The sequence below is a fragment of the Streptomyces sp. NPDC005962 genome (assembly GCF_040629205.1).
Taxonomy (GTDB): domain Bacteria; phylum Actinomycetota; class Actinomycetes; order Streptomycetales; family Streptomycetaceae; genus Streptomyces.
On sequence record NZ_JBEXVE010000021.1, the window covers coordinates 58,615 to 79,854 of the forward strand.

At 69.8% G+C, this 21,240-nt stretch carries 22 protein-coding genes and 1 pseudogene; 4 read left to right on the forward strand and 19 right to left on the reverse strand.

Translation table 11 applies throughout. The features are described from left to right. Positions 1-2: 2 nt before the first annotated feature. Positions 3-2,309, reverse strand: coding sequence for an MMPL family transporter (locus ABZ370_RS29360; RefSeq protein WP_358626539.1), 2,307 nt, complete (start codon positions 2,307-2,309; stop codon positions 3-5). Positions 2,310-2,670: 361 nt separating this feature from the next. On the opposite strand from ABZ370_RS29360, the gene ABZ370_RS29365 reads away from it, so the two are divergent. Both ABZ370_RS29365 and ABZ370_RS29370 read left to right on the forward strand, forming a co-directional pair. Next, entirely contained in the window at positions 2,671-3,888 is a 1,218-nt protein-coding gene (locus ABZ370_RS29365) for a S8 family peptidase (RefSeq protein ID WP_358626541.1), read from the forward strand. Between the two features lie 133 nt (positions 3,889-4,021). After that, a complete protein-coding gene (locus ABZ370_RS29370) occupies positions 4,022-4,345 on the forward strand; it encodes a cupin domain-containing protein (RefSeq protein ID WP_358626543.1) in 324 nt (107 codons plus the stop codon). Between the two features lie 17 nt (positions 4,346-4,362). Here the strand turns inward: ABZ370_RS29370 and ABZ370_RS29375 are convergent, their stop codons facing one another. Both ABZ370_RS29375 and ABZ370_RS29380 read right to left on the reverse strand, forming a co-directional pair. After that, a complete protein-coding gene (locus ABZ370_RS29375) occupies positions 4,363-4,950 on the reverse strand; it encodes a Uma2 family endonuclease (protein ID WP_358626700.1) in 588 nt (195 codons plus the stop codon). A 330-nt stretch (positions 4,951-5,280) separates the two neighbouring features. Further along, positions 5,281-6,228, reverse strand: a complete 948-nt coding sequence (locus tag ABZ370_RS29380; protein ID WP_358626545.1) for an amidohydrolase family protein — start codon at positions 6,226-6,228, stop codon at positions 5,281-5,283. A 57-nt stretch (positions 6,229-6,285) separates the two neighbouring features. Between ABZ370_RS29380 and ABZ370_RS29385 the strand changes: the two genes are divergently transcribed. Continuing rightward, positions 6,286-6,783 carry a MarR family transcriptional regulator gene (locus tag ABZ370_RS29385; RefSeq protein ID WP_358626547.1) on the forward strand — a complete coding sequence of 166 codons (498 nt, stop codon included), beginning with the start codon at positions 6,286-6,288 and terminating at the stop codon, positions 6,781-6,783. Positions 6,784-6,840: 57 nt separating this feature from the next. On the opposite strand, the pseudogene ABZ370_RS29390 reads toward ABZ370_RS29385, so the two are convergent. From ABZ370_RS29390 to ABZ370_RS29400, 3 genes and pseudogenes are all read right to left on the reverse strand, one after another. Beyond that, a pseudogene (locus tag ABZ370_RS29390) lies at positions 6,841-6,987 on the reverse strand (sirohydrochlorin chelatase); the annotation flags it as partial. Positions 6,988-7,101: 114 nt separating this feature from the next. Continuing rightward, a complete protein-coding gene (locus ABZ370_RS29395) occupies positions 7,102-7,305 on the reverse strand; it encodes a DUF397 domain-containing protein (protein WP_358626702.1) in 204 nt (67 codons plus the stop codon). Between the two features lie 11 nt (positions 7,306-7,316). Further along, entirely contained in the window at positions 7,317-8,168 is an 852-nt protein-coding gene (locus tag ABZ370_RS29400; RefSeq protein WP_358626549.1) for a helix-turn-helix transcriptional regulator, read from the reverse strand. 229 nt (positions 8,169-8,397) lie between these two features. On the opposite strand from ABZ370_RS29400, the gene ABZ370_RS29405 reads away from it, so the two are divergent. Further along, positions 8,398-8,724 (forward strand): hypothetical protein, encoded by a 327-nt coding sequence (locus tag ABZ370_RS29405; protein WP_358626551.1) that lies wholly within the window; start codon positions 8,398-8,400, stop codon positions 8,722-8,724. Positions 8,725-9,023: 299 nt separating this feature from the next. On the opposite strand, the gene ABZ370_RS29410 is transcribed toward ABZ370_RS29405, so the two are convergent. The 13 genes from ABZ370_RS29410 to ABZ370_RS29470 all read right to left on the reverse strand — a co-directional run bounded on the left by ABZ370_RS29410 (position 9,024) and on the right by ABZ370_RS29470 (position 21,067). Continuing rightward, positions 9,024-9,965: a hypothetical protein gene (locus ABZ370_RS29410; RefSeq protein WP_358626704.1), complete on the reverse strand. Its 942-nt coding sequence runs from the start codon at positions 9,963-9,965 to the stop codon at positions 9,024-9,026. A 186-nt stretch (positions 9,966-10,151) separates the two neighbouring features. Continuing rightward, positions 10,152-10,670, reverse strand: coding sequence for a transposase family protein (locus ABZ370_RS29415; protein ID WP_358626706.1), 519 nt, complete (start codon positions 10,668-10,670; stop codon positions 10,152-10,154). Positions 10,671-10,781: 111 nt separating this feature from the next. Then, entirely contained in the window at positions 10,782-11,534 is a 753-nt protein-coding gene (locus ABZ370_RS29420) for a sirohydrochlorin chelatase (protein ID WP_358626553.1), read from the reverse strand. Positions 11,535-11,545: 11 nt separating this feature from the next. Beyond that, a complete protein-coding gene (locus ABZ370_RS29425) occupies positions 11,546-12,469 on the reverse strand; it encodes an ABC transporter permease (protein ID WP_358626555.1) in 924 nt (307 codons plus the stop codon). Further along, entirely contained in the window at positions 12,456-13,250 is a 795-nt protein-coding gene (locus ABZ370_RS29430; protein WP_358626557.1) for an ABC transporter ATP-binding protein, read from the reverse strand. The genes ABZ370_RS29425 and ABZ370_RS29430 overlap by 14 nt, the downstream gene beginning before the upstream one ends. A gap of 57 nt (positions 13,251-13,307) precedes the next feature. Continuing rightward, a complete protein-coding gene (locus ABZ370_RS29435; protein ID WP_358626559.1) occupies positions 13,308-14,444 on the reverse strand; it encodes an aliphatic sulfonate ABC transporter substrate-binding protein in 1,137 nt (378 codons plus the stop codon). A gap of 209 nt (positions 14,445-14,653) precedes the next feature. Beyond that, positions 14,654-16,027: a GTP-binding protein gene (locus ABZ370_RS29440; protein ID WP_358626561.1), complete on the reverse strand. Its 1,374-nt coding sequence runs from the start codon at positions 16,025-16,027 to the stop codon at positions 14,654-14,656. Positions 16,028-16,029: 2 nt separating this feature from the next. Beyond that, on the reverse strand, positions 16,030-16,980 hold the full coding sequence (gene cysD / locus ABZ370_RS29445; protein WP_358626563.1) for a sulfate adenylyltransferase subunit CysD: 951 nt from the start codon (positions 16,978-16,980) through the stop codon (positions 16,030-16,032). After that, complete coding sequence (cysC, locus tag ABZ370_RS29450) at positions 16,977-17,549, reverse strand: adenylyl-sulfate kinase (protein ID WP_358626565.1); 573 nt, start codon at positions 17,547-17,549, stop codon at positions 16,977-16,979. Before cysC ends, cysD begins: the two co-directional genes overlap by 4 nt. Next, complete coding sequence (locus ABZ370_RS29455) at positions 17,549-18,250, reverse strand: phosphoadenylyl-sulfate reductase (RefSeq protein ID WP_358626567.1); 702 nt, start codon at positions 18,248-18,250, stop codon at positions 17,549-17,551. The genes cysC and ABZ370_RS29455 overlap by 1 nt, the downstream gene beginning before the upstream one ends. Then, positions 18,247-18,447 (reverse strand): hypothetical protein, encoded by a 201-nt coding sequence (locus ABZ370_RS29460; RefSeq protein ID WP_358626569.1) that lies wholly within the window; start codon positions 18,445-18,447, stop codon positions 18,247-18,249. The genes ABZ370_RS29455 and ABZ370_RS29460 overlap by 4 nt, the downstream gene beginning before the upstream one ends. After that, the gene (locus ABZ370_RS29465; RefSeq protein ID WP_358626571.1) at positions 18,444-20,138 is read right to left on the reverse strand and encodes a nitrite/sulfite reductase; all 1,695 of its coding nucleotides are present in this window, start codon (positions 20,136-20,138) and stop codon (positions 18,444-18,446) included. Before ABZ370_RS29465 ends, ABZ370_RS29460 begins: the two co-directional genes overlap by 4 nt. 395 nt (positions 20,139-20,533) lie before the next feature. Continuing rightward, complete coding sequence (locus tag ABZ370_RS29470) at positions 20,534-21,067, reverse strand: GNAT family N-acetyltransferase (protein WP_358626573.1); 534 nt, start codon at positions 21,065-21,067, stop codon at positions 20,534-20,536. Positions 21,068-21,240: the final 173 nt, after the last annotated feature.

Consider the following 21,240-nt stretch of genomic DNA (forward strand, 5'->3'; position numbering starts at 1 on the left):
TGTCAGACCCGGGCGTGCCGGGGGCGGTCGTCCAGGTCCGGGTCGTCCAGGTCCGGAGCGTCCAGGCCCGGGGCGGGGAGTGTGCCCGCGGGGACGGGCGGCGGGGTGGGGGCCGTCTCGTCGTGGGTCAGGTCGGGCAGCCACCGCAGCCACGTCGGCAGGTACCAGTTCCGCTCGCCCAGCAGCGACATCACGGCGGGCAGCAGCACTCCGCGGATCACGGTGGCGTCGATGAGGACGGCGGCCGCGAGGCCTACGCCCATCTGCTTCATGGACTGCATCGACAGCGTTCCGAAGATGCCGAACACCGCGACCATGATGACGGCGGCGCTGGTGACCACGCCCGCCGTGGTGACCACACCGTGCACCACCGCGTCCTGGGTGGTGCGCCCGGCCAGCCGCGCCTCGCGGATGCGGGAGACCACGAACACGTGGTAGTCCATGCTCAGCCCGAACAGGATCACGAAGAGGAACAGCGGCAGCCACGACACGATCGCGCCGACGCCCTCCGCCCCGACCAGCCCCGCGCCCCAGCCGTGCTGGAAGACGGCGGTGAGGATGCCGTACGCGGCGCCCACCGACAGCAGGTTGAGCGCGATGGAGGTGACGGCGACCGTCAGCGAACGGAACGACATCAGCATCAGCAGGAACGCGAACACGACGACGAACGCGAAGACCGGCGCGATCGCCGAGCCGAGCTTGTCGTTGAAGTCCTTGTTGGCGGCGACGGAGCCACCGATCGGCGCGTCGACGCCGTCCACCGTGCCGAGCGTCGCCGGGCGCACCTCGTCCCGCAGGATGTTCAGGCTCTTCTCGGCCTTGTCCTCGTCCGAGCCGCCGGTCAGCGGGACCGACACGATCGCCAGGTTCTGCTTCTCGTGGAAGGCCACCGTGACCGGGCCCGTGGAGGCGCCCTTCGCGACGGCCTCCGTACGGAAGCGGGCGATGGCGTCCCGTACCGGCGCTGCGTCGATGTCCTTCGCCTTGACCACGACCTGGGCCGGGTCCGGTCCGCCGGGGAACGCCTGGTCCATGTGCTCGTAGGCCTGGACGATCGGCATGGAGTCGCTGAACTCCTGGTCCAGCGTCAGGTTCGCGGTGTTCATGCTGACCGCCGGTGCGGCGATGGCGATCAGCGCGCCGCCGGCCAGCGCGAGCGACAGCTTCGGCCTGCGCAGCACCCGGCCGAGAACCGCGCGCCACACCCGGCTCTCGCCGTTGCCCTTCCGCTTGGCGCGGGACACGAACGGTACCCGGCCCTTCTCGACCCGCTCGCCGAGCAGCGACAGCAGCGCGGGCAGCACCGTCACCGAGCCGACCATCGCCACGGCCACCACCATCAGGGTGGCAAGACCCATCGCCTGGAACTCGGTGAGGCCGGTGAAGAGCATGCCCGACATCGCCACGATGACCGTGACACCGGAGACCAGGATGGCCCGGCCGGAGGTCGCCGCCGCGATGCGCAGCGCGGTGTCCGCGTCCCGGCCCGCCGCCCGCTCCTCGCGCTCCCGGCGCAGGTAGAACAGGCAGTAGTCGACGCCGACGGCCAGGCCCACCAGCAGCATCACCGAGTTGGCGGTGTCGTTCATGGGCATCCAGTGGCTGACCACCGCCACCAGACCGGTGGTGGCCAGGAACGCGGTCATCGCGAGCGCCACCGGCAGCAGCGCGGCCACCAGCGCGCCGAAGGCGATCAGCAGGATGCCGAGGGCCACCGGCACCGCCGAGTACTCGGCCTGCGCGAAGTCGGAGCCGAACGCGTCGTTGAACGCCTTGTCCCCGCTCGCGTCGCCGAACTCCTCGATCCGCAGGGCCTGGTGGCCCTGGCGCGCCTTCTCCACCGCGTCCAGCACGGGCTGGATCCGGTCCGGGGCGGACTCCGCGTCGCCGCGCAGGTCGAACCGCACCAGCGCGGACCGCCGGTCGGCCGAGATCGCCTTCGTCCCGTACGGGGACTTCACCGCGGTGGCCTCGCCAGTGCCGCGCACCGCGGCGAGCACCCCGTCGACCGCGCTCCGGAACGCGGGGTCGTCCGCGGTCACTCCGTCGTCCTTCGCCTGGATCAGGACGGTTTCCCCGGCCGGTTCGACAATGCCCGCATCGTCGAGAATCTTCACGACACGCCCGGACTCGCCGGGAAGCTCCTCACTGTCCGTCGAATCGACCCGGCCCGTCATCGACCCCACGGCCAGCGCGAGGACGACCAGCAGCAGCCAGCCCCCGACGGCGGTCCAGCGGTGCCGGGCGCTCCAGCCGCCCGCGCGGGCGGCCAGCCCCCGCGGCCTGTCCAGTCCTGCTGTGTCCCCCACGACGTCCCCTTTTCCCAAGGTGGCGACCCCCTGCCGCCATCCCTCGACGACGCTAGGGCGCGGGTACACCCGGGCCCATCCTGCTGACCGCCGATACGGGGGACGGGGCTCTCCACCCCGAGGAGGGGGGCCAGCCCTACCCCACCGCTCCAAGGCCCTTACACGTAAAGGGACTTGTCATGATCGTCCCGCGATGAAGTTGCATATGTCACACATCGATCAGGATCTTGAATTGCCCGGTTCCATCCGTCAGGGTTTCGTTTCAGCCCGGAGTGACTGACCACGCTCCGGCGCTATCGCACCGTGTGTGCGAGCACCGTGTGCGAAATCCCCCCACATCTCGCACGAGGAGTACCTCGTCATGGCAGTACACAAGCAGCGCAACGCGCGTCGACTCACCCTGGCGATAGCCGCGGCGGGTGCCATCACCGCCGGTGCTTTCGTGGCCGTCCCGGCCGGCGCCGCCACCGCGCCCGCCGAAGGCACCGTCTACGGCACCCAGTCCAAGAACGCCGTCGACGGCAGCTACATCGTCATGCTCAAGGGCGGAAAGTCCGTCAAGGCCGCCGAAGAGGGCAAGGACCTGGCCGAGACCTACGGCGGCAAGCTGAGCCGCAGCTACGACTCGGCCATCAACGGCTTCTCCGCCACCAGCCTCAACGAGACCGAGGCCAAGCGGCTGGCCGCCGACCCGTCGGTGGCCAAGGTCGTCCAGAACCACCGCTACTCCATCAAGACCACCCAGGCGGACCCGCCGTCCTGGGGCCTGGACCGGATCGACCAGGACGACACCAAGGGCGACAAGAAGTACACCTACCCCGACAGCGCGGGTGAGGGTGTCACCGCGTACGTCATCGACACCGGTGTCCGCGCCTCGCACAAGGACTTCGACGGCCGCGTCACCTCCGGCTTCGACGCCATCGACAACGACGACGACGCCGACGACGGCAACGGCCACGGCACCCACGTGGCGGGCACCATCGCCGGTACCGAGCACGGCGTGGCCAAGAAGGCCAAGGTCGTGGCCGTCAGAGTCCTGGACGACCAGGGCTCGGGCACGACCGAGCAGGTCGTCTCCGGCATCGACTGGGTCACCAAGAACCACAAGGGCCCCTCGGTCGCCAACATGAGCCTCGGCGGCACCCCCGACGAGGCCCTGGACGCGGCCGTGCAGAAGGCCATCGACTCCGGTGTCACCTTCGGCGTCGCGGCGGGCAACGAGTCCGCCGACGCGAGCGAGAGCTCACCCGCCCGGGTCGAGGACGCGATCACCGTCGCGTCCAGCACCGACGCCGACGAGCAGTCCGACTTCTCCAACTTCGGCAAGGTCGTCGACCTCTACGCCCCCGGCTCGGACATCACCTCCGACTGGAACACCGGCGACGACGCCACCAACACCATCTCCGGTACGTCGATGGCCACCCCGCACGTCGTGGGCGCCGCCGCCGTCTACCTGAGCGGCCACCAGGACGCCAAACCGGCCGACGTGGCGAAGGCGCTCACCGACGGCGCCACCGCCGACAAGATCTCCAACCCGAGCGAAGGCACCCCGAACAAGCTCCTGAAGGTCGTCGAGTAACTCAACCCAGACGCACCTGAAACCGGCCGCCGCCTCCACCCCACTGGACGCGGCGGCCGGTCGCGCAGCGGGGTACCGGGAGCAACTGGCTGACACCTTGGGCCCGTTGCCCCGCCGTGCCAGCCTGAGCGGCATGAACATCACCAGCGGATACGCATGGGCGGCGGTCGAGGACGCGCCGGTGAAGGAACTCTTCCCGGGCATCCGGCTGCGCCCGCTGTGGACCGGTGAGAACGGTGCGAAGGCGCACGTCCTGGAAATGGACCCGGGCAGCGCCTGGGAGGGCCTGGACGTCCACGAACCCGGCCCCGAGGAGGTCTTCGTCGTCTCCGGCACCTTCAACGACGGCCACCGCGACTACCCCGCGGGCACCTTCCTCCACGCCCCGGCGGGCTCCTCGCACATCCCGCAGACCACCACCGGCTGCACGCTCTTCGTCTTCTATCCCGAGGGCTGAAGGCCGAGGTCGCCGACTCAGTCGGCCAGGCTGCCGAGCAGCGCGGCAACGTCCAGGTCGACGGTGAATTCATCGGCGACCTGGACCGACTCCTTGCCGGTGACCGTGGCGACTTCGCGGTAGGTGTCGGCCTCCAGCTCATGCACGACCACACGCACCTCGGGCTCCAGCTCCACCCGCCAGAAAGCGGGCACCTTGGCCTGGGCGTAAAGCGTCGGATTGAGGATGCGGTCGGTGGACTGGTTGAACGGAGACCCGATCTCCACCAGCAGCAGCACCGCCTCCAGCGGCACGGCCAGGGTGCCACGGGGGACGGCGGAGCTGTCGGCAACGGCGATGTCCGGGATGAACAACCGGGAATCGCCCGTTACGTTCACCGCCCCGGCGGAGAGAAACGGGGCACCTGACCGGTCCATGGTGGCGTTGATCTGCCTGTGCAGTTCCGAAGACACGATCTGATGGTCCCAGCCGGGAGTGGGGGACATCATGAGGACGCCGTCCACAAGTTCAAAGCGGACGCGTGCCGGGTGCTCCGGGAGCGCGAGGACGTCCTCGACCGTCCAGGGGCCCTCGTGATCGTCGATGCGCATCTCGGGGACGCTCATGCTCGCCACCACCGCCTCCTCGTGTTTCTCGGCTTCACCATGGCACGCAGCTCGGACAACCGTGGGGCCCGCTGTCCGAGGCGGCTGACCCGCCGTCGCGGACCCGGAGGACATCCGGCTGCTGGAGACGGTCGACCGCTCGTACCTGGACGGCGTCCATCTGGAACATGTCCTGCACAGCGCGAGCCCGACCGGACGGAGCCCGGCCGATGTCGCGTCGCGGCTGACAGCCCTGGGCTACCGGCTGCCCGACGAGGTGGACTATCCGGAGGTCCGCGGCGCCCTGAACCGGTGATGCCGGTGGCCACGGCTGCTGTGCCCGCGCGGTGGTCAGCGGGCGAGGCGGGGGAAGAGGGCTTCGGCGCCGGCGTGGTTGATCGCCTCGGCTTGGCCGGGGGTGAAGTCGGGGTAGGTCTCCAGGAAGTGGTTGTAGTAGCTGCCGGCGTTCTGCGGGGCGAAGGGCCAGTCGCTGCCGTAGAGGACGTGGCCGGGCTCGGCGAAGGCGAGCAGTGAGGGCAGGGCGCTGGGGCTGGCGGACAGGGCGGTGTCGAAGTAGAACCGCTTGAGGTCGCGGAGGATGTCCTCGGCCTTGCGGTCGGTGTCGACCACGGTCGAGGTCAGGCCGGAGAACCGGTAGGCGGCGTAGGGCAGGAAGCCGCCGCCGTGCGACAGGATGACCTTCACCTTCGGGTACCGGCTCATGACACCGCCCAGCACCATGTCCAGGGCGGTGCGGGTGGTGTCGAAGATGTAGTCGGCCAGCGGGGCCGGGGTTCCGGGGAGCAGTGCCATCGGGGGCTGTGCCGGGTGGATGAACACGATCGCCTCGCGCCGGTCCAACTCGGCCCAGAGCGGCTCGAAGTCCGGGTCGCCGAGGTAGCGGCCCTGGGCGTTGGACATGAGCACCACACCATCGGCACCCAGGGTGTCCAGTGCGTAGGCGGTCTCCTCCAGCGCGCCGTCCACGTCCGGCAGCGGGACGGAGGCGAAGGAGCCGATCCGGTCGGGGTGGTCCCTGACCATCTCCGCTCCGTACTCGTTGACGGCACGGGCCAGAGCGCGGGCCCCGGCCGCGTCGTTGTCGAGGCGGACACCGGGCGCGGTGACGGAGAGGATGCCGGTGGCGATGCCCTGCTCGTCCATCATCGTGATCGCGTCCGCCGCGCTCCAGGCCGGGATGGCCCAGCCGCCGGAGTCCAGGCCCCGGGATTCCAGGGCCTGCGCCCAGACCGGCGGAACGATGTGCTGGTGGACGTCGATGCGTGCCGGGAAACTCACTTCTCTGCCCTCCTAAAAGTTAGCGTGCTAACAAACTTATTTAGTAAGCTAACGGTCATGGATGAAGGAAGCAATGGCCTACTGAACAAGGGCACCGGGCCGGACGCACCCGCTGCATCGGAAGCCGGAGTGGAAGAGCTGGCGCAGGCCGCGGACGCGCTCTTCTACGCGATGCGCCGTGCCCGCTCGGCGGCCGGTCAGGCCAGCTCCGGGCTGACCCTCGCCCAGCTGGCCCTCCTCGACCCGCTGGCGGCGGCGGGAGAGCTCCCGGTCGGGCGGCTGGCCGCCGCGGCCGACGTCAGCGTCCCCACCGCCACCCGGATGCTCCAACAACTGGAGAGCAAGGGCAGCGTGACCCGACGGCGCTCGGCGACCGACGAGCGTCGGGTCCTGGTCGGCCTCACCGATGAGGGCGCCCACCAGCTCGCCGCTGTACGCACGCGGCTGCGTGAACGCCAGGCCCGTATCCTCACCCGGTTCCTGCCCGCCGAACGCACGCAGCTTGCCCGCCAGTTGCACCGCCTGGCCGGAGCTATCGCCGCCCTGGACACCTGAGCAGTACCTGGCCCGAAGGCGCTGCCGGGGCAGCGCCGGCCGACGAGAAGCGGCAGCGGGGCGGACGGCGTACGGGGCCACAGTCACTCGGGCGACGCCGTCGGCGCGCAGTTCGCGGGCGGCGTCCTCGGTGCGGGGGAGAGAGGCCGAGGCGAACGCGGGTCGCGCGGCGCACCATCCAGTCCGGCAGACGTCGCGTCTCAGATGACCGCTCTGGGCCACCGGCTGCCCGCCGAGGTGGACTACCGGAGGTCCGCGGCGCCCTGAACCGGTGATGCCGGACGCCCTCCCGCGCCCGATAGGCACCGGCCCTCGCGGCTAGCGTGAGAGGTGGTCGAGCGCGCCTGCCTTGACAGCACGTACGAAGGTTCCGAGTCGGTCCGGGGTGGTGGTGAGGATGTCGCCGGGGTTGTCGCTCTCCCGAAGCCGTATCTCACCGTCCGCTGCGGCAAGTTCAACGCAGTCGTTGGTCTCGCCATGCCCGGAGAACGATGACTTCCGCCAGGTCATCGGTTTTTCCATGATCTCGCCCTTCACAATTGCCGCATGATGGTGTGGATGAAGTCCTGAGACTTTTTCGCCGACAGGGCGAACGTCAGGGCCTTGTCGAGAAGTGCGCGATACCGCGCGAGCTGTGACTCCGCATCCAGCAGGATAGGGCCGTGCGGCACATCGATGTGTACGGTGTCCAGCCTCGGTACAGGGCCGTTTGCGTACAGCACGGGGGTCCCGGCGCCGCCGAACCCTGTTACGTCGAACGGGACCACCCGGACGGTGACACCCGGTCGTTCGCCTTGTTCCAGGATGAAGCCGAGCTGTTGGCGTGCGACGTCCCGGTCGGCGACGAGTGTCCGCAGAGCGGCTTCATGAACGACTGCTTCATACGCGGGAGGCGATTCGCCGTCGAGCACCTCCTGTCGTCGCATACGGAACGCGACCAGTGCCTCCAACTGGAGTGGAGACGGCTGGGGAACCCCGTAAGCCATGAGGGCGCGCGTGTAGCTTTCGACCTGTAGGAGCCCAGGGATGTAGACACCCTGGAAGGTGCGCAAACGGGGAGATCGATACTCCAGTTCGGCGAGATCCAGGGCTCCGTGTGCGAGGGTTCCCCGGTGCTCTTCCCACCACCCCTTGTCACGTTCCGTGGCCATGGCGACCAACTCGTCGGTCAGCGCGCCGTCGAGGCAGACGTAATGAGTCGCCATCCCGCGCAGCCGTTCCTCGCTGACGCCCGTCCGTCCCGCTTCAACGTGGCTCATCTGGGCCGAGGTCGTGCCGACCCGCTCGGCCGCTTCTCGGGCGGTCAAGCCCGCTGCCTCACGCATCTTGCGAAGTTCGGTTCCCAGTCGCTCCTGGCGTGCCGTGGGCTGACTCCTCACCGCCATGTACCCGTCGCCTCCGCCCTCTCGTAACCCGACAGGTGTTCGCTGTGTAGCTCTGTCGGCCCCCAATATCCGCCACAAAGTTGTGGCTGCCACAATTTTGTGGCGTACTTTGTGTGACGCACTCATCACACAGTGGTGAGCGGCAGTCGAAGCCTACTGCCTCCTCCACGCCCCTGCCTTCGGCACTGGCGTGGTCGAAAGGCGGTTCCGACACCTCGCGGAGGCCCACATGGAGACACCGGACACCACAGCACTCTTCGACAAGGAACTCTGCGACCTCGTCCTCACCGTCGCGCCCAGAGTCTTCGCCGTCGTCCAGGAACGCGAGGTGCGACCCGGGCTGAAAGACGGGTGCGTCGCGGCGTGGGGAATGGCGTTCGACGAGGGCCCCGTCCACGTGACCACAGCCGACGGCACCGGACAGATGGTCCTCAACTCGCCGGAGCGGGCTCTTCGATGGTTCACGCACGGTGGTGGTGAGGACGGCGTGACGGCAAGGCTGGTGTGGCTCAGTCGGTCCGGGAGCGCCGCGCTCGCCCATGCCGAGGCCGTTTGAGGCCCCAGGCGGAACGGGGCGCGCTGCCCCGCTCATGATCCATGTCGGACTGCCTGCATCGATAGCCTGCGCGCTCCCACGAAAGGCCGCGCGCCCGCTCTCACGCGAGACCGAACCACTGGGCCTCCGCCAACTTGAAGTCGCAGGTCAAAGGGCTGGTGTGACGGTCGTTCGGGGTGCTCATGCTGGTCAGGGGCGGCAGTCTGTGCAGTAGATCATCCGTCAGCCCGCACCCCGGCCTGACGGATAATCGGGGGCTGTAGAGCGGGGTGCTGCCAGGGGCTGGAGATCTTGGTACATCAGCTGCGTTGGTATCTGGCGGCCATCGTGTGGAATACCTTCTTCGGTTCCCAGCGCCTCTCGTCGAGCATCCGGACGACGCCGTAGGAGCCAAGGTCTTGCTCCCCGGGCCTGCTGTAACCGGCGAAGGTGAACCAGAGCGCGGTGTCCACGCCTTCTTCCTCGAAGATGTCCAGCAATTCGGTGAGGTAGCGCGCCTGCTCGTCTTCGTCCGGGACTGCGCCGTGCGGCACCTGCCAGGCCATGCCGCCACGTTCTCCCGCGCCCTGGTACGCACAGGTTCCGTACTCGGTCACCGCGACGGGCTTGCCGTGGGCGAGGTGCTCACGCAGCTCGTCCCGGAAGCTCTCGGCGTTGTAGGCGGCCCGGTAGGCATCGATGCCGACGAGGTCGAACGCACCCCAGTCGACGAACTCCCAGGGAGCCGAGGCGTAGGTGACCCGCCCGCCGAAGTGCGTACGGACGGTCGCGACGATCTGGGAGAGAAAGTCGTTGAGTCGTTCTTGCACCGGTCCGAGGGAGGACCACCACTCCATGTCGGCGGAAGCCATGGTCCGCATTCGGTCGCCGTAGGTGTCGCCCGGGAGGAAACCGCCGCAGAACGCGCTGATCTCGCAGCCAGCGACGAACACCACTTCGGCGCCAGCCTCTCGTACGGCTTCGGCCCGAGCGGCGCAGTCGGCGAAGAACGGGAGCAACTGGTCGCGGGGAAGGTCAACGGGAAAGGGGGCGAACCAGACCTCAAGGCCCGCGTCTGCAGCGTGTCGGGCAGCGATGCTCAACCGTTCTGGCTCTCGTCCGGAGATACGAACGGCGTCACATTGGAGATCCCTGGAGATCACCGCCATGTCGTGCCGGACCGTCTCAGGGGTGAAGCTCTTGCGGGAGAGTTCTTCCCCTGGGAGGAACCCTGTGTCGTAGTTGATGCCCCGTGCGCGCACGTCCATGTCCCTTCACGTGACCGTTGCCGTGTTCCAGCAAGTCAAAGCCGCGCCCGGGGCTCTTGGCCAGAGGGCGGAACGGCTACCGAAGATGGTGCCGCATCCGGAAGAAGCAGGAGCGGGCCGGGCAGACGATCACTCTGGCGCTCCCTGCGCACAATAGCCCGGAGCTCCATGCGGTGTTGCTCAGCGGTTGACTTCGAGGTTCGTCAAGACGAGCAGAGCGCGCAGGAGCTGAGTGGCGCGGGCGGGATCGGTGCGGAGCTTGGCGAGGACGCGCCGGTTCTTCAGGTGGGCGAAGCCACGCTCGACCGGTGCGCGCCCGATGGCGGGGACGCGGTTGGCGTCCTTCTCGCCGGGGGTGAGTTTGCGGGCGCGGGTGGCGGTGAAGCCGGTGACGATCACGGGGTCGCGGACATCGTTGTCCAGGCCGCGAAAGCCCAGGTCCGCCAGCGCCCCGAGGCCGGCGGCGCGCAGGTGGGCCAGGATGTGGTCATGGCGGGCAGCGGTGTTGTCGTGGGTGCGGCCGGGCCGGGCGGCGGATATCCAGATCAGCCGACCACGCTCGTCGGTCAGGGCGAGGAAGTGGAGGCCGTGGCTTCGGTGTTTGCCGGAGTAGTTGCGCCGGTCGGCTCTTCCGGTGCGGCGCTGGGTGCGGATGAGGGTGCCGTCGATCAGGACGACCTCCCCGCCCTGCCGGGCGATCTACTGCTCAGACTGCCGCCCACGACCAGCGTGAGACTCCCAGTAGACCGTCACACCAGCCCCTTGACCTGCGGCTCCAAGGTGGCGGAGGCCCGCTGACGGGGAGCGGTGTCAGGCGGTCAGCAGGGCCCGCCGGGCCGCCCGGGACTCGTCGTAGCGGGTCAGCAGGAGGCGGGCCAGTTCGGGGGCCGGGCCGAGGACGTCGGCCAGGGTGTCCGCGCCCGCCGCTTCGGCGCCGTGGGCGATGCGGTCGGGGAGGCGGCCGGGGGCGATGACGTACGGGGCCACGGCCACCCGTTCGACGCCCTCGGCGCGCAGCGCGCGGACCGCGTCCTCGGTGCGGGGGAGGGAAGCGGAGGCGAACGCGGGTCGCACGGCGCACCAGCCGGTGTGCCGCCACTCCCGCGCGATTTCAGCGATCACCGCGATCGCCTCCGGGTCGGTGGAGCCCGCCGAGGCCAGGACGATGCCGGTCCGGTGCCGGTCGGCGGGGCGCAGCCCGGCCTCGTACAGGCGGTGTTCCAGGGCCTGGACGAGGAGCGGGGAGGGACCCAGGACATCGGCCCGGCGGACGGTCAGGCGGGGGTGGTGGGCCGTGGCCTCGCGCAGGACCGCCGGGATGTCGGTCTTCGCGTGGAAGGCGCGGGTCAGCAGGAGGGGGAGGGCGATCACCTCGTCCGCCCCCTCCGCGGCGAGCCGGTCCAGGACCTGGCCCACCCGTGGTGCGTTGAACTCCAGGAAGGAGGGTTCGACGCGCAGCCCCGGCCGCAGCGACCGCACACGCGCGCACAGCGCGTCGACGGTCGCCGCGTGGCGGGGGTCGCGGCTGCCGTGGGCGACGATGAGGAGGGTCGGGGCAGACATGACGGTTCCGTTCAGCGCGCGTTCGCCAGCAGGCCCCGGCTGCGCAGCACCCGCCGCTCGATCGGCGAGAAGATCAGCAGTTCGATGCCGATGCCGACGATGAGGATGAGCAGGATGGCGGCGAGCACGAGGGACATGTCCTGGTCGACGCGGGCCTGGTCGAGGAGCTGGCCGAGACCGGTGCCCAGGTCGGGGGAGGTGGCGATGAGCTCGGCGGCCATCAGGGAGCGCCAGGAGAACGCCCAGCCCTGCTTGAGCCCCGAGATGTAGCCGGGCAGCGCGGCCGGGAGCAGGATGTGCCGGATGCCCGCGACGCCGGTCGCGCCGATCGTACGGCCCGCCCGGAGGTACAGCGGCGGGATGCGGTCGACGCCGGAGACCAGGCCGTTGGCGATCGAGGGGACCGCGCCGAGCAGCACCACCGCGTAGATGGTGGAGTCGGTCAGCCCGAACCAGATGATCGCGGCCGGCACCCAGGCGACCGACGGAAGCGACTGAAGCCCGGACAGGATCGGCCCGATGGCCGCCCGTACGAACCGCACCCGCGCCACCAGCAGGCCGAGCGGCGTCCCGATGACCAGCGAGGCGGCGAAGCCGAGCGCGCCACGCGAGATGCTGTGCCACACGTAGCCCAGGAGCGTGCCGTCCAGCCACTTCTCCTGGAGCGAGTGGCCGACGTCGGCCGGGCTGGGCAGCTGGTAGTGCGGCTTCAGCTCCAGGACGTAGGCAGCCTGCCACAGCGCCAGCACGATCGCGATGGCGACGACCGGCGGCAGCACCTTGTCGAGCAGCACCCGGCCGACCGGCACCCGGTCCTTGGTCCGGGTCTCCAGGGCGTCCAGGCCCGCTTCGAGCCCCGCCAGCTGGTCGGGGGCCGGTTCGGCGTCGGCCGGGGTCTTTACGGAGGCGTTCTGCTGAGCCTCAGTGCTGGCCATGTCGGCGGATCTCCCCACGGAGCTGTTCGGTGATTTCGACGGACAGGTCGGCGACGGCCGCGTCCTCGATCCGGCGCGGCTGCGGCATCTCGACGTCCCACTCGCGGGCGATGCGGCCGGGCCGGGAGGACATCAGGACCACGCGCTGGGCGAGCCGCACCGCCTCGCGCACGTTGTGCGTGACGAAGAGGACGGACACATTCGTCTCGGCCCAGATGCGGGTCAGCTCGTGGTGCAGCACGTCGCGGGTGATGGCGTCGAGCGCGGCGAACGGCTCGTCCATCAGCAGCAGCTTGCTGTCCTGCGCCAGCGCGCGGGCCATCGCGACCCGCTGCCGCATGCCGCCGGACAGCTCGTGCACCCGCTTGCCGTGCGCGCCCTTGAGCCGTACGAGCTCCAGGAGCCGTTCGGCCTCGTCGCGCCGCTCGGCGCGCGGCACCCCGCGCATGCGCAGCGCGAGTTCGATGTTCTTGCCCGCGGTGAGCCACGGGAAGAGCGCGTGCTCCTGGAACATCAGGGCGGGGCGCCCGCCCGGGACGTCGATGCTGCCGCCGGTCGGCTTGTCGAGACCGGCGACGAGGTTGAGGAGTGTGGACTTGCCACACCCCGAGGCCCCCAGGAGGCAGACGAACTCTCCTGGTGCGACATCGAGCGTGATGTCGTCCAGCACCAGCTGCTGCGCGCCGGGGCGGCCGAACGACTTCGACACGTGGTCGAAGCGGGCGGCATGGGTACCCGTGCCATTCTTCTCGACGGGCTTCTGGGTGAGCGTAGCGGTCATGGCCGTCACCTCCTGAGGACTGCGTTTGCTGACGGGGTCATCCAAGGCACCGGGGCCCTACTTGCTGCCGAGCCCGGCCGAGTCGACCACCGGCTCGCCCTGGGCCTTGAGCACCTTGTTGAGCAGCGTGAGGTCGTAGATGCCCTTGAGGCGGGGGTTCTCCAGCAGACCTGCCTTGACCGCGTGCTGCGCCTCGTCCTGGAGCGTCGAGGCCAGCGGGTCGTTGGTGACGTCGATGTTCTTGAACGCCGGGTCGAGCACCTTGGCGGGCAGATCGCTGCCGCTGATCTGCTTCAGCGAGGCGTTGATGTCCTGGGCGGCCTTGTCCGGGTGGGACTTGATCCAGGCGTTGGTCTTCACCGAGCCGCGCAGCACGGCCTCGACGACCTTCGGGTGCTCCTTGAGGAACTTCTGGGAGACGATCATGTTCGTGATGACGAACTTGCCGTCCTTCCACAGCTTCTTCTCGTCCAGCAGCACCTTGCCGCCCTCGGAGACGATCTTGGACGCGGTCGGCTCGGGCACCCACGCGCCGTCGATACCACCGGTCTTGAAGGTGGTCGGGATCTCCTTGTTGTCCTGCCGGAGCACGGACACGTCGCCCTTGCCGGTCTGCGGGTCGACCTTGTAGCCCTTCTCCGCAAGGTAGTTGAGGAGGGCCACGTCCTGCGTGTTGCCCTTCTGCGGCGTGGCGATGGTCTTGCCCTTGAGGTCCTTCACGGACTTGATCTTGTCCGGGTTGACCACGAGCGAGACGCCACCGGAGGTCGAACCCGAGATGATCTTGAGGTTCTGGCCGCCGGACTTGGTGTAGCCGTTGATGGCGGGGGAGGGGCCGATCCAGCCGATGTCGATGGACTTCGCGTTGAGCGCCTCGATCTCGGAGGGGCCCGCGTTGAAGATGAACGGCTTGACCTTCGTGCCGCCCAGCTCCTTCTGGATCAGACCTTCCTGGCGGTCGACCATCGGGGTGGCGTGGGTGACGTTGGCGAAGTAGCCGACCTTCACATCGTCGAGACCGTCGAGCTTCTTGCCCTTCGCCGCCACCTTCGGTGCGTCGTCGGTCTTCTTCGAGCCGTAGCCGCAGGCGCCGAGCGAGCCGATCAGCAGCGGGAGGACGGCCGAGGCGGCCAGCAGGCGGGTGTTACGGCGGCGGCGCGAGGGCGCTATGACGCCGGAAGTGGCAGACGACACGGGAGGTGTTCCTCTCGGAGGGCCGGGCGGCCCGATGTCATGGGACGCCCGGCAGTTCAGACGATCTTCGTAGGGGGTGGGACGGCAGAGCGGCGAGGACGCGCGTCAGCGCACACATCGCCCGACTCCGCCCTGGCCACTGCCCAGGGCGCCGCTGCCCACGCGGCCGCCCTCTTTCGCGAACGTCGAGAACACCTCACCGGCCATCGTCAGAAGTCCCAGCCCTCGTCGTCGCCCGTGGCCTCGCCGTCGGGCTCCGGCGCCTGCTCGGCGAACGAGTGGCCCGCCATGCCCGCGGTCAGCGTCGTGCCGTCCGCCGGGTCGATCAGCAGGAAGGACCCGGTGCGGCGCGACGCCACGTACGCGTCCAGCGCCAGCGGCTCCGATGTGCGCAGCACGACCCGGCCGATGTCGTTGGCGGCCAGCTCGCCCGGCGCCGGGTGGTGGGAGAGATCGGCGAGCGTGAGCCGGGACGGGATGTCCTTGACGATCGCCTTCACCGTCCGGGTGGTGTGCTTGAGCAGCACCCGGTCCCCGACCCGCAGCGGCCGGTCGTGCAGATGGCAGGCGGTCGCGTGGACATCCTGGGTGGGGGCGGGCGCGTGCGCGCTCGGGGCGAGCACGTCACCGCGCGAGATGTCGAGGTCGTCGGCGAGCCGGACCGTCACCGACTGCGGCGCCCAGGCCAGCTCGGCGGCCTGGCCCAGCACGTTGATCCCGGTGACCGTGCTCGTGCGGCCGGACGGCAGCACCGTCACCTCGTCCCCGACCCGCAGCACACCGGAGGCCACCTGGCCCGCGTAGCCGCGGTAGTCGGGGTGCTCGGCGCTCTGCGGACGGATCACGTACTGCACCGGGAAGCGCGCCGGGTCCTGCGACGGGTCGGTGCCCACCGGGACCGTCTCCAGGTGTTCCAGCACGGTCGGGCCGCCGTACCAGTCCATGTTCGCGGACGCCTTCACCACGTTGTCCCCGGCCAGCGCCGAGATCGGGATCGCGGTGATCTCGGGGACGCCCAGCGAGGCCGCGTACGTCGTGAACTCCTCGGCTATCGCGGCGAACACCGGCTCCGCGTAGTCCACCAGGTCCATCTTGTTGACGGCCAGGACGACATGCGGGACGCGCAGCAGGGCGGCGACCGCGGCGTGCCGCCGGGTCTGCTCCACCACACCGTTGCGCGCGTCCACCAGCACGACCGCGAGCTCCGCGGTGGAGGCGCCGGTGACCATGTTGCGGGTGTACTGCACATGGCCCGGGGTGTCGGCGAGGATGAACCGCCGCCGCGGGGTGGCGAAGTAGCGGTACGCGACATCGATGGTGATGCCCTGCTCGCGCTCCGCCCGCAGCCCGTCGGTCAGCAGCGCCAGGTCCGGCGCCTCCTGGCCACGGCTGCGGGACGCGTGCTCGACCGCCTCCAGCTGGTCGGCCAGGACCGACTTCGAGTCGTGCAGCAGCCGCCCGACCAGGGTCGACTTGCCGTCGTCCACCGAACCGGCGGTGGCGAAGCGCAGCTGGGAGGAGGCCGCGGACTGCTCCACCGCGGTCACCACGGCCTGTTCCTCGGCACTGAGATTGCTCGTCATGGCTAGAAGTACCCCTCGCGCTTCCGGTCCTCCATCGCGGCCTCCGACAGCTTGTCGTCGGCGCGCGTCGCGCCCCGCTCGGTCAGCCGGGAGGCGGCGATCTCGTCGATGACCTGCTCGATCGTGACCGCGTCCGACTCCACGGCACCGGTGCAGGACATGTCGCCCACGGTGCGGTAGCGCACCTGGCGCAGCTCCACCGTCTCGTCGTCCTTCGGACCGCCCCACTCACCGGGGGCCAGCCACATACCGGCGCGCTGGAACACCTCGCGCTCATGCGCGTAGTAGATCTGCGGAAGGTCGATCTTCTCGCGTTCGATGTACTGCCACACGTCCAGCTCGGTCCAGTTGGACAGCGGGAACACGCGGACGTGCTCACCGGCGGAGTGCCGGCCGTTGTACAGCTGCCACAGCTCGGGGCGCTGACGGCGCGGGTCCCAGCCGCCGAACTCGTCCCGCAGCGAGAACACCCGCTCCTTGGCGCGCGCCTTCTCCTCGTCCCGGCGGCCGCCGCCGAAGACCGCGTCGAAACGGCCCTTCTCGATGGCGTCCAGCAGCGGCACGGTCTGCAGCGGGTTGCGGGTGCCGTCCGGGCGCTCCCGCAGCCGCCCGTCGTCGATGAACTCCTGCACCGACGCCACGTGGAGGCGCAGCCCGTGCTCGGCGACGGTGCGGTCGCGGTACTCGATGACCTCCGGGAAGTTGTGCCCGGTGTCCACGTGCAGCAGCGAGAACGGCACCGACGCGGGCTGAAAAGCCTTCAGCGCCACGTGCAGCATGACGATGGAGTCCTTGCCGCCGGAGAACAGGATCACCGGCCGCTCGAACTCGCCCGCCACCTCGCGGAAGATGTGCACCGCCTCGGATTCCAGTGCGTCCAGATGCGAGAGCGCGTAGAGGTCGCCCTCGTCCGGACCGGTCCCCGCCCCGTTGATGGGAGTCACGGTCGTCATGCCAGTCCCCTCTCGTTCAGAAGCGCCCGAAGTGCCGCCGCCGACTCCTGCACGCCCTGCTCATGGGTCTCGATGCGCAGATCCGGGTCGGCCGGGGTCTCGTACGGGTCGTCCACCCCGGTCAGCCCCTTGATCTCGCCCGCCGCCTGCTTCGCGTACAGCCCCTTGACGTCGCGCTCGGAGCACACCTCGACCGGCGTGGCGACGTGCACCTCCAGATACGCGGTGCCCTCGCTCTGGTGGCGCTTGCGCACCGCCTCACGGCTGTCCGCGAACGGCGCGATCACCGGCACCAGCACCTTGACCCCGTTGGAGGCCAGCAGCTCGGCCACGAAGCCGATCCGCTGCACATTGGTGTGCCGGTCCTCGCGGGAGAAGCCCAGCCCGGCGGAGAGGAACTCGCGAATCTCGTCGCCGTCCAGCACCTCCACCCGGTGGCCCTCGCCGCTCAGCCGCTCCGCGAGCGCGTACGCGATCGTCGTCTTTCCGGCGCTCGGCAGACCGGTCAGCCACACGGTGGCCCCGGTGTGTATCGGCGCGCTCATCTCGTTCTCCTGGTCGACAGCCATCAGCCGTGCAGTCCGCATTCCGTCTTGTTGCTCCCCGCCCAGCGGCCCGACCGGGCGTCCTCGCCCTCCAGCACCCGACGGGTGCAGGGCGCGCAGCCGACGGAAGGATATCCGTCCATGAGCAGGGGGTTGGTCAGTACACCCTGTTCGGCGACGTACGTGTCCACGTCAGCCTGAGTCCAGCGCGCGATGGGCGCGATCTTCACCTTCTGCCGCCGGTCGTCCCAGCTCACCACCGGTGTGCCGGCGCGGGTCGGGGACTCGTCGCGGCGCAGCCCGGTGGCCCACGCGTCGTACGCCTTCAGCCCCTCCTCCAGCGGCCGCACCTTGCGCAGGGCGCAGCACAGGTCGGGGTCGCGGTCGTGCAGCTTCGGCCCGTGCTCGGCGTCCTGCTCGGCCACCGTCTGGCGCGGGGTGAGACTGATGACGTTGACGTCCATCACGGCCGCCACCGCGTCACGGGTGCCGATGGTCTCCGGGAAGTGGTAGCCGGTGTCGAGGAACACCACATCGACACCGGGGAACACACGGGAGGCGAGATGGGCCACCACCGCGTCCTCCATCGAGGAGGTGACGCAGAACCGCGGCCCGAACGTGTCGGCCGCCCAGCGCAGGATGTCGAGCGCCGGGGCGTCCTCAAGATCGCGGCCCGCCTGTGTGGCGAGCGCTTCGAGGTCGGTGTGCTGCTGAAGCTGGGTCATTTCGCTGTACCCCCTTCTTCGGCTGGATCGCGCCGCAGGCCCTTGGCCAACAGCCCGAGGAACGCCAGTCGGAACGCCCGATTGCAGGACGCGCATTCCCAGGCCGCCCCTTGCCCGCGGGGCCCCTCCTCCTCGGAGGGCCGCAGGTCCTCGTCCCCGCAATAGGGGCAGTAGAACGGCGCCGCGCGCTCGCTCATTTGAGGGCATCCTCACTGGCCCGGCCCGCCCAGGTGGCGAACCGCTCGCCGTCCTCGCGCTCCTCCTCGAAGTGGCGCAGCACACGCTCGATGTAGTCCGGGAGTTCCGCGGCGGTGACCTTCAGGCCGCGCACCTTGCGGCCGAAGCCCGGGTCCAGGCCGAGCGCGCCGCCCAGGTGCACCTGGTAGCCCTCGACCTGCTCGCCGTTGTCGTCCATGACCAGCTGGCCCTTGAGACCGATGTCCGCGACCTGGATGCGGGCGCAGGCGTTCGGGCAGCCGTTGAGGTTGATGGTGAGCGGCTCGTCGAACTCGGGCAGACGGCGCTCCAGCTCGTCGATGAGCCAGGAGCCGCGCGCCTTGGTCTCGACGATCGCGAGCTTGCAGAACTCGATGCCGGTGCAGGCCATCGTGCCGCGCCGGAACGTGGACGGCTTGACCTGGAGGTCCAGCGCCTTCAGCCCGGAGACCAGCGACTCGACCTGGTCCTCCGCCACATCGAGCACGATCATCTTCTGCTCGACGGTGGTGGTCAGCCGCCCGGAGCCATGGGCCTCGGCCAGGTCGGCGATCTTGGTGAGGGTCTTGCCGTCCACCCGGCCGACGCGCGGGGCGAAGCCGACGTAGAAGCGGCCGTCCTGCTGGCGGTGGACCCCGATGTGGTCGCGCCACTGCTGGACGGGCTCCGCGGGCGGCGGGCCGTCGGACAGCGGGCGCTTGAGGTACTCGTCCTCCAGCACCTGGCGGAACTTCTCCGGGCCCCAGTCGGCGACCAGGAACTTCAGCCGGGCGCGGGTGCGCAGCCGCCGGTAGCCGTAGTCGCGGAAGATCGAGATGACGCCCGCCCAGACCTCCGGGACGTCCTCCAGCGGCACCCAGGCGCCGAGCCGGACGCCGATCTTGGGGTTGGTGGACAGCCCGCCGCCGACCCACAGGTCGAAGCCGGGGCCGTGCTCGGGGTGGTTTACGCCGACGAACGCGACGTCGTTGATCTCGTGCACGACGTCGAGCACCGGGGAGCCGGAGACCGCGGTCTTGAACTTGCGCGGCAGGTTGGAGAACTCCTTGCTGCCGATGTAGCGCCGGTGGATCTCGTCGATGGCGGAGGTGCCGTCGATGATCTCGTCCTCGGCGATCCCGGCGACCGGGGAGCCGACGATCACGCGGGGGGTGTCGCCGCAGGCCTCGGTGGTGGACAGGCCGACGGCTTCCAGCCGCTTCCAGATCTCGGGGACGTCCTCGATCCGAATCCAGTGGTACTGGACGTTCTGCCGGTCGGTGATGTCGGCCGTGCCGCGCGCGAACTCCTCCGAGATCTCGCCGACGACCCGCAGCTGCTCGGTGGTCAGCCGGCCGCCGTCGATCCGGACGCGCATCATGAAGTGCTCGTCGTCCAGCTCCTCCGGCTCCAGGATGGCGGTCTTGCCGCCGTCGATCCCGGGCTTGCGCTGGGTGTACAGACCCCACCAGCGCATCCGGCCGCGCAGGTCCGCACCGTCGATGGAGTCGAAGCCACGGTGGGCGTAGATCGTCTCAATGCGTGTCCGCACATTGAGACCGTCGTCGTCCTTCTTGGTCTGCTCGTTGCCGTTGAGCGGGGTGAAGTGACCCGCGGCCCACTGGCCTTCGCCGCGATGGCGTCCGGCCTTACGGCGGGGCGTGGCTGCTGCGCGTTCCGGTGTGGCGGGCATGGCGGTGTGTGTCCTTCTGAGCGGCTCGGTGCGGCGGATGGTCTCGCGCGCACGCTCTGACCTGCGCAGGGGCGCAGGCGGGCACGGCGCTGCGGCGGGTACCGGTGCGGGTGGACTACGACGGGGAGGTGTCGAGGCGTGCGCGCTCGCCCACGTCATCGGGGGCGGCGGGAGGTGCGGGAGGCTGTCCGGGGGCCGGTAAGGGCCCTGCTGAGTGCGTCAGCTCGCCGGACAAATCGCGCTGGACATGCGGCCGAGGTCGACGTGGCGTCGACTCACCAAGGCAATTCCAGCGCGAGACATGAGGGAAGCGTGGCACGGCCATCTTCGGCGAGTCCACCTTTGTCCAGTATTCGGACGTCTCTGTCTCGTTCTGTGGGACGGTGTGGGGTTGGTCACCCTTCTGCCTCGGTCTTGACGTCGAAGACCCGGAATCCCCGGCCGCGGTAGTTGTCGAGCGCGTACGGCCCGTCCTTGCTGCACGTGTGCACCCACACCCGCTTGGTCGGCGGCCTGCCGGGCCAGCGGTCGGCCAGATCCCAGGCGCGGCGGGTACCCCAGGTCAGCAGGTGCCCGCCGATGCGGCGGCCGCGGAAGGCGGGCAGCAGCCCGAAGTACGTGATCTCCACGACGCCCGCGTCCTGCGGGTCCAGCTCGATGTACCCGGCCGGGGTGCCGCGCTCGTACGCGACCCACGTCTCCGACCCTGGCCGGTCCAGGAACTCCAGCCACCGCTCGTGCGACCACTCCAGCCGGTCGGTCCAGGCGTTGTCCGAGCCGACCGCCGTGTAGAGGAAGCGGCTGAACGCCGGGCTCGGCACCTCGGCGCGGACGATCCGCACCCCCGCCCCAGCCCCGGGCTCCCGCGCCGGACCGAGGTCCGCGGCCGAGGTCTGCTCCAGGGACCAGGTGGTCACGTCGATGGTCATGGGGAAAGCCAACCATGGATTCCGCCGTGACAGGTAGAACGGCCCGGGTGCGGGCCTCGGCGTGGGTCTGGGCTCGGTCGCTGCGCGGCGCGACGTGCAACGCGACGCAACCTTTGCCGCCCCGCGCACCGGGCGCGGACAGTGTCCGCAGCGGGCGGAGGGCGGTGCCGAGT

What these genes read in the sequence shown, in the direction of transcription:
- ABZ370_RS29365 (WP_358626541.1), top strand. Translation starts at nt 2,671, where the DNA reads ATGGCAGTACACAAGCAGCGCAACGCGCGTCGACTCACCCTGGCGATA.
- ABZ370_RS29370 (WP_358626543.1), top strand. Translation starts at nt 4,022, where the DNA reads ATGAACATCACCAGCGGATACGCATGGGCGGCGGTCGAGGACGCGCCG.
- ABZ370_RS29375 (WP_358626700.1), bottom strand. Translation starts at nt 4,950, where the DNA reads ATGAGCGTCCCCGAGATGCGCATCGACGATCACGAGGGCCCCTGGACG.
- ABZ370_RS29385 (WP_358626547.1), top strand. Translation starts at nt 6,286, where the DNA reads ATGGATGAAGGAAGCAATGGCCTACTGAACAAGGGCACCGGGCCGGAC.
- ABZ370_RS29395 (WP_358626702.1), bottom strand. Translation starts at nt 7,305, where the DNA reads ATGGAAAAACCGATGACCTGGCGGAAGTCATCGTTCTCCGGGCATGGC.
- ABZ370_RS29400 (WP_358626549.1), bottom strand. Translation starts at nt 8,168, where the DNA reads ATGGCGGTGAGGAGTCAGCCCACGGCACGCCAGGAGCGACTGGGAACC.
- ABZ370_RS29405 (WP_358626551.1), top strand. Translation starts at nt 8,398, where the DNA reads ATGGAGACACCGGACACCACAGCACTCTTCGACAAGGAACTCTGCGAC.
- ABZ370_RS29420 (WP_358626553.1), bottom strand. Translation starts at nt 11,534, where the DNA reads ATGTCTGCCCCGACCCTCCTCATCGTCGCCCACGGCAGCCGCGACCCC.
- ABZ370_RS29425 (WP_358626555.1), bottom strand. Translation starts at nt 12,469, where the DNA reads ATGGCCAGCACTGAGGCTCAGCAGAACGCCTCCGTAAAGACCCCGGCC.
- ABZ370_RS29430 (WP_358626557.1), bottom strand. Translation starts at nt 13,250, where the DNA reads ATGACCGCTACGCTCACCCAGAAGCCCGTCGAGAAGAATGGCACGGGT.
- ABZ370_RS29440 (WP_358626561.1), bottom strand. Translation starts at nt 16,027, where the DNA reads ATGACGAGCAATCTCAGTGCCGAGGAACAGGCCGTGGTGACCGCGGTG.
- cysD (WP_358626563.1), bottom strand. Translation starts at nt 16,980, where the DNA reads ATGACGACCGTGACTCCCATCAACGGGGCGGGGACCGGTCCGGACGAG.
- cysC (WP_358626565.1), bottom strand. Translation starts at nt 17,549, where the DNA reads ATGGCTGTCGACCAGGAGAACGAGATGAGCGCGCCGATACACACCGGG.
- ABZ370_RS29455 (WP_358626567.1), bottom strand. Translation starts at nt 18,250, where the DNA reads ATGACCCAGCTTCAGCAGCACACCGACCTCGAAGCGCTCGCCACACAG.
- ABZ370_RS29460 (WP_358626569.1), bottom strand. Translation starts at nt 18,447, where the DNA reads ATGAGCGAGCGCGCGGCGCCGTTCTACTGCCCCTATTGCGGGGACGAG.
- ABZ370_RS29465 (WP_358626571.1), bottom strand. Translation starts at nt 20,138, where the DNA reads ATGCCCGCCACACCGGAACGCGCAGCAGCCACGCCCCGCCGTAAGGCC.
- ABZ370_RS29470 (WP_358626573.1), bottom strand. Translation starts at nt 21,067, where the DNA reads ATGACCATCGACGTGACCACCTGGTCCCTGGAGCAGACCTCGGCCGCG.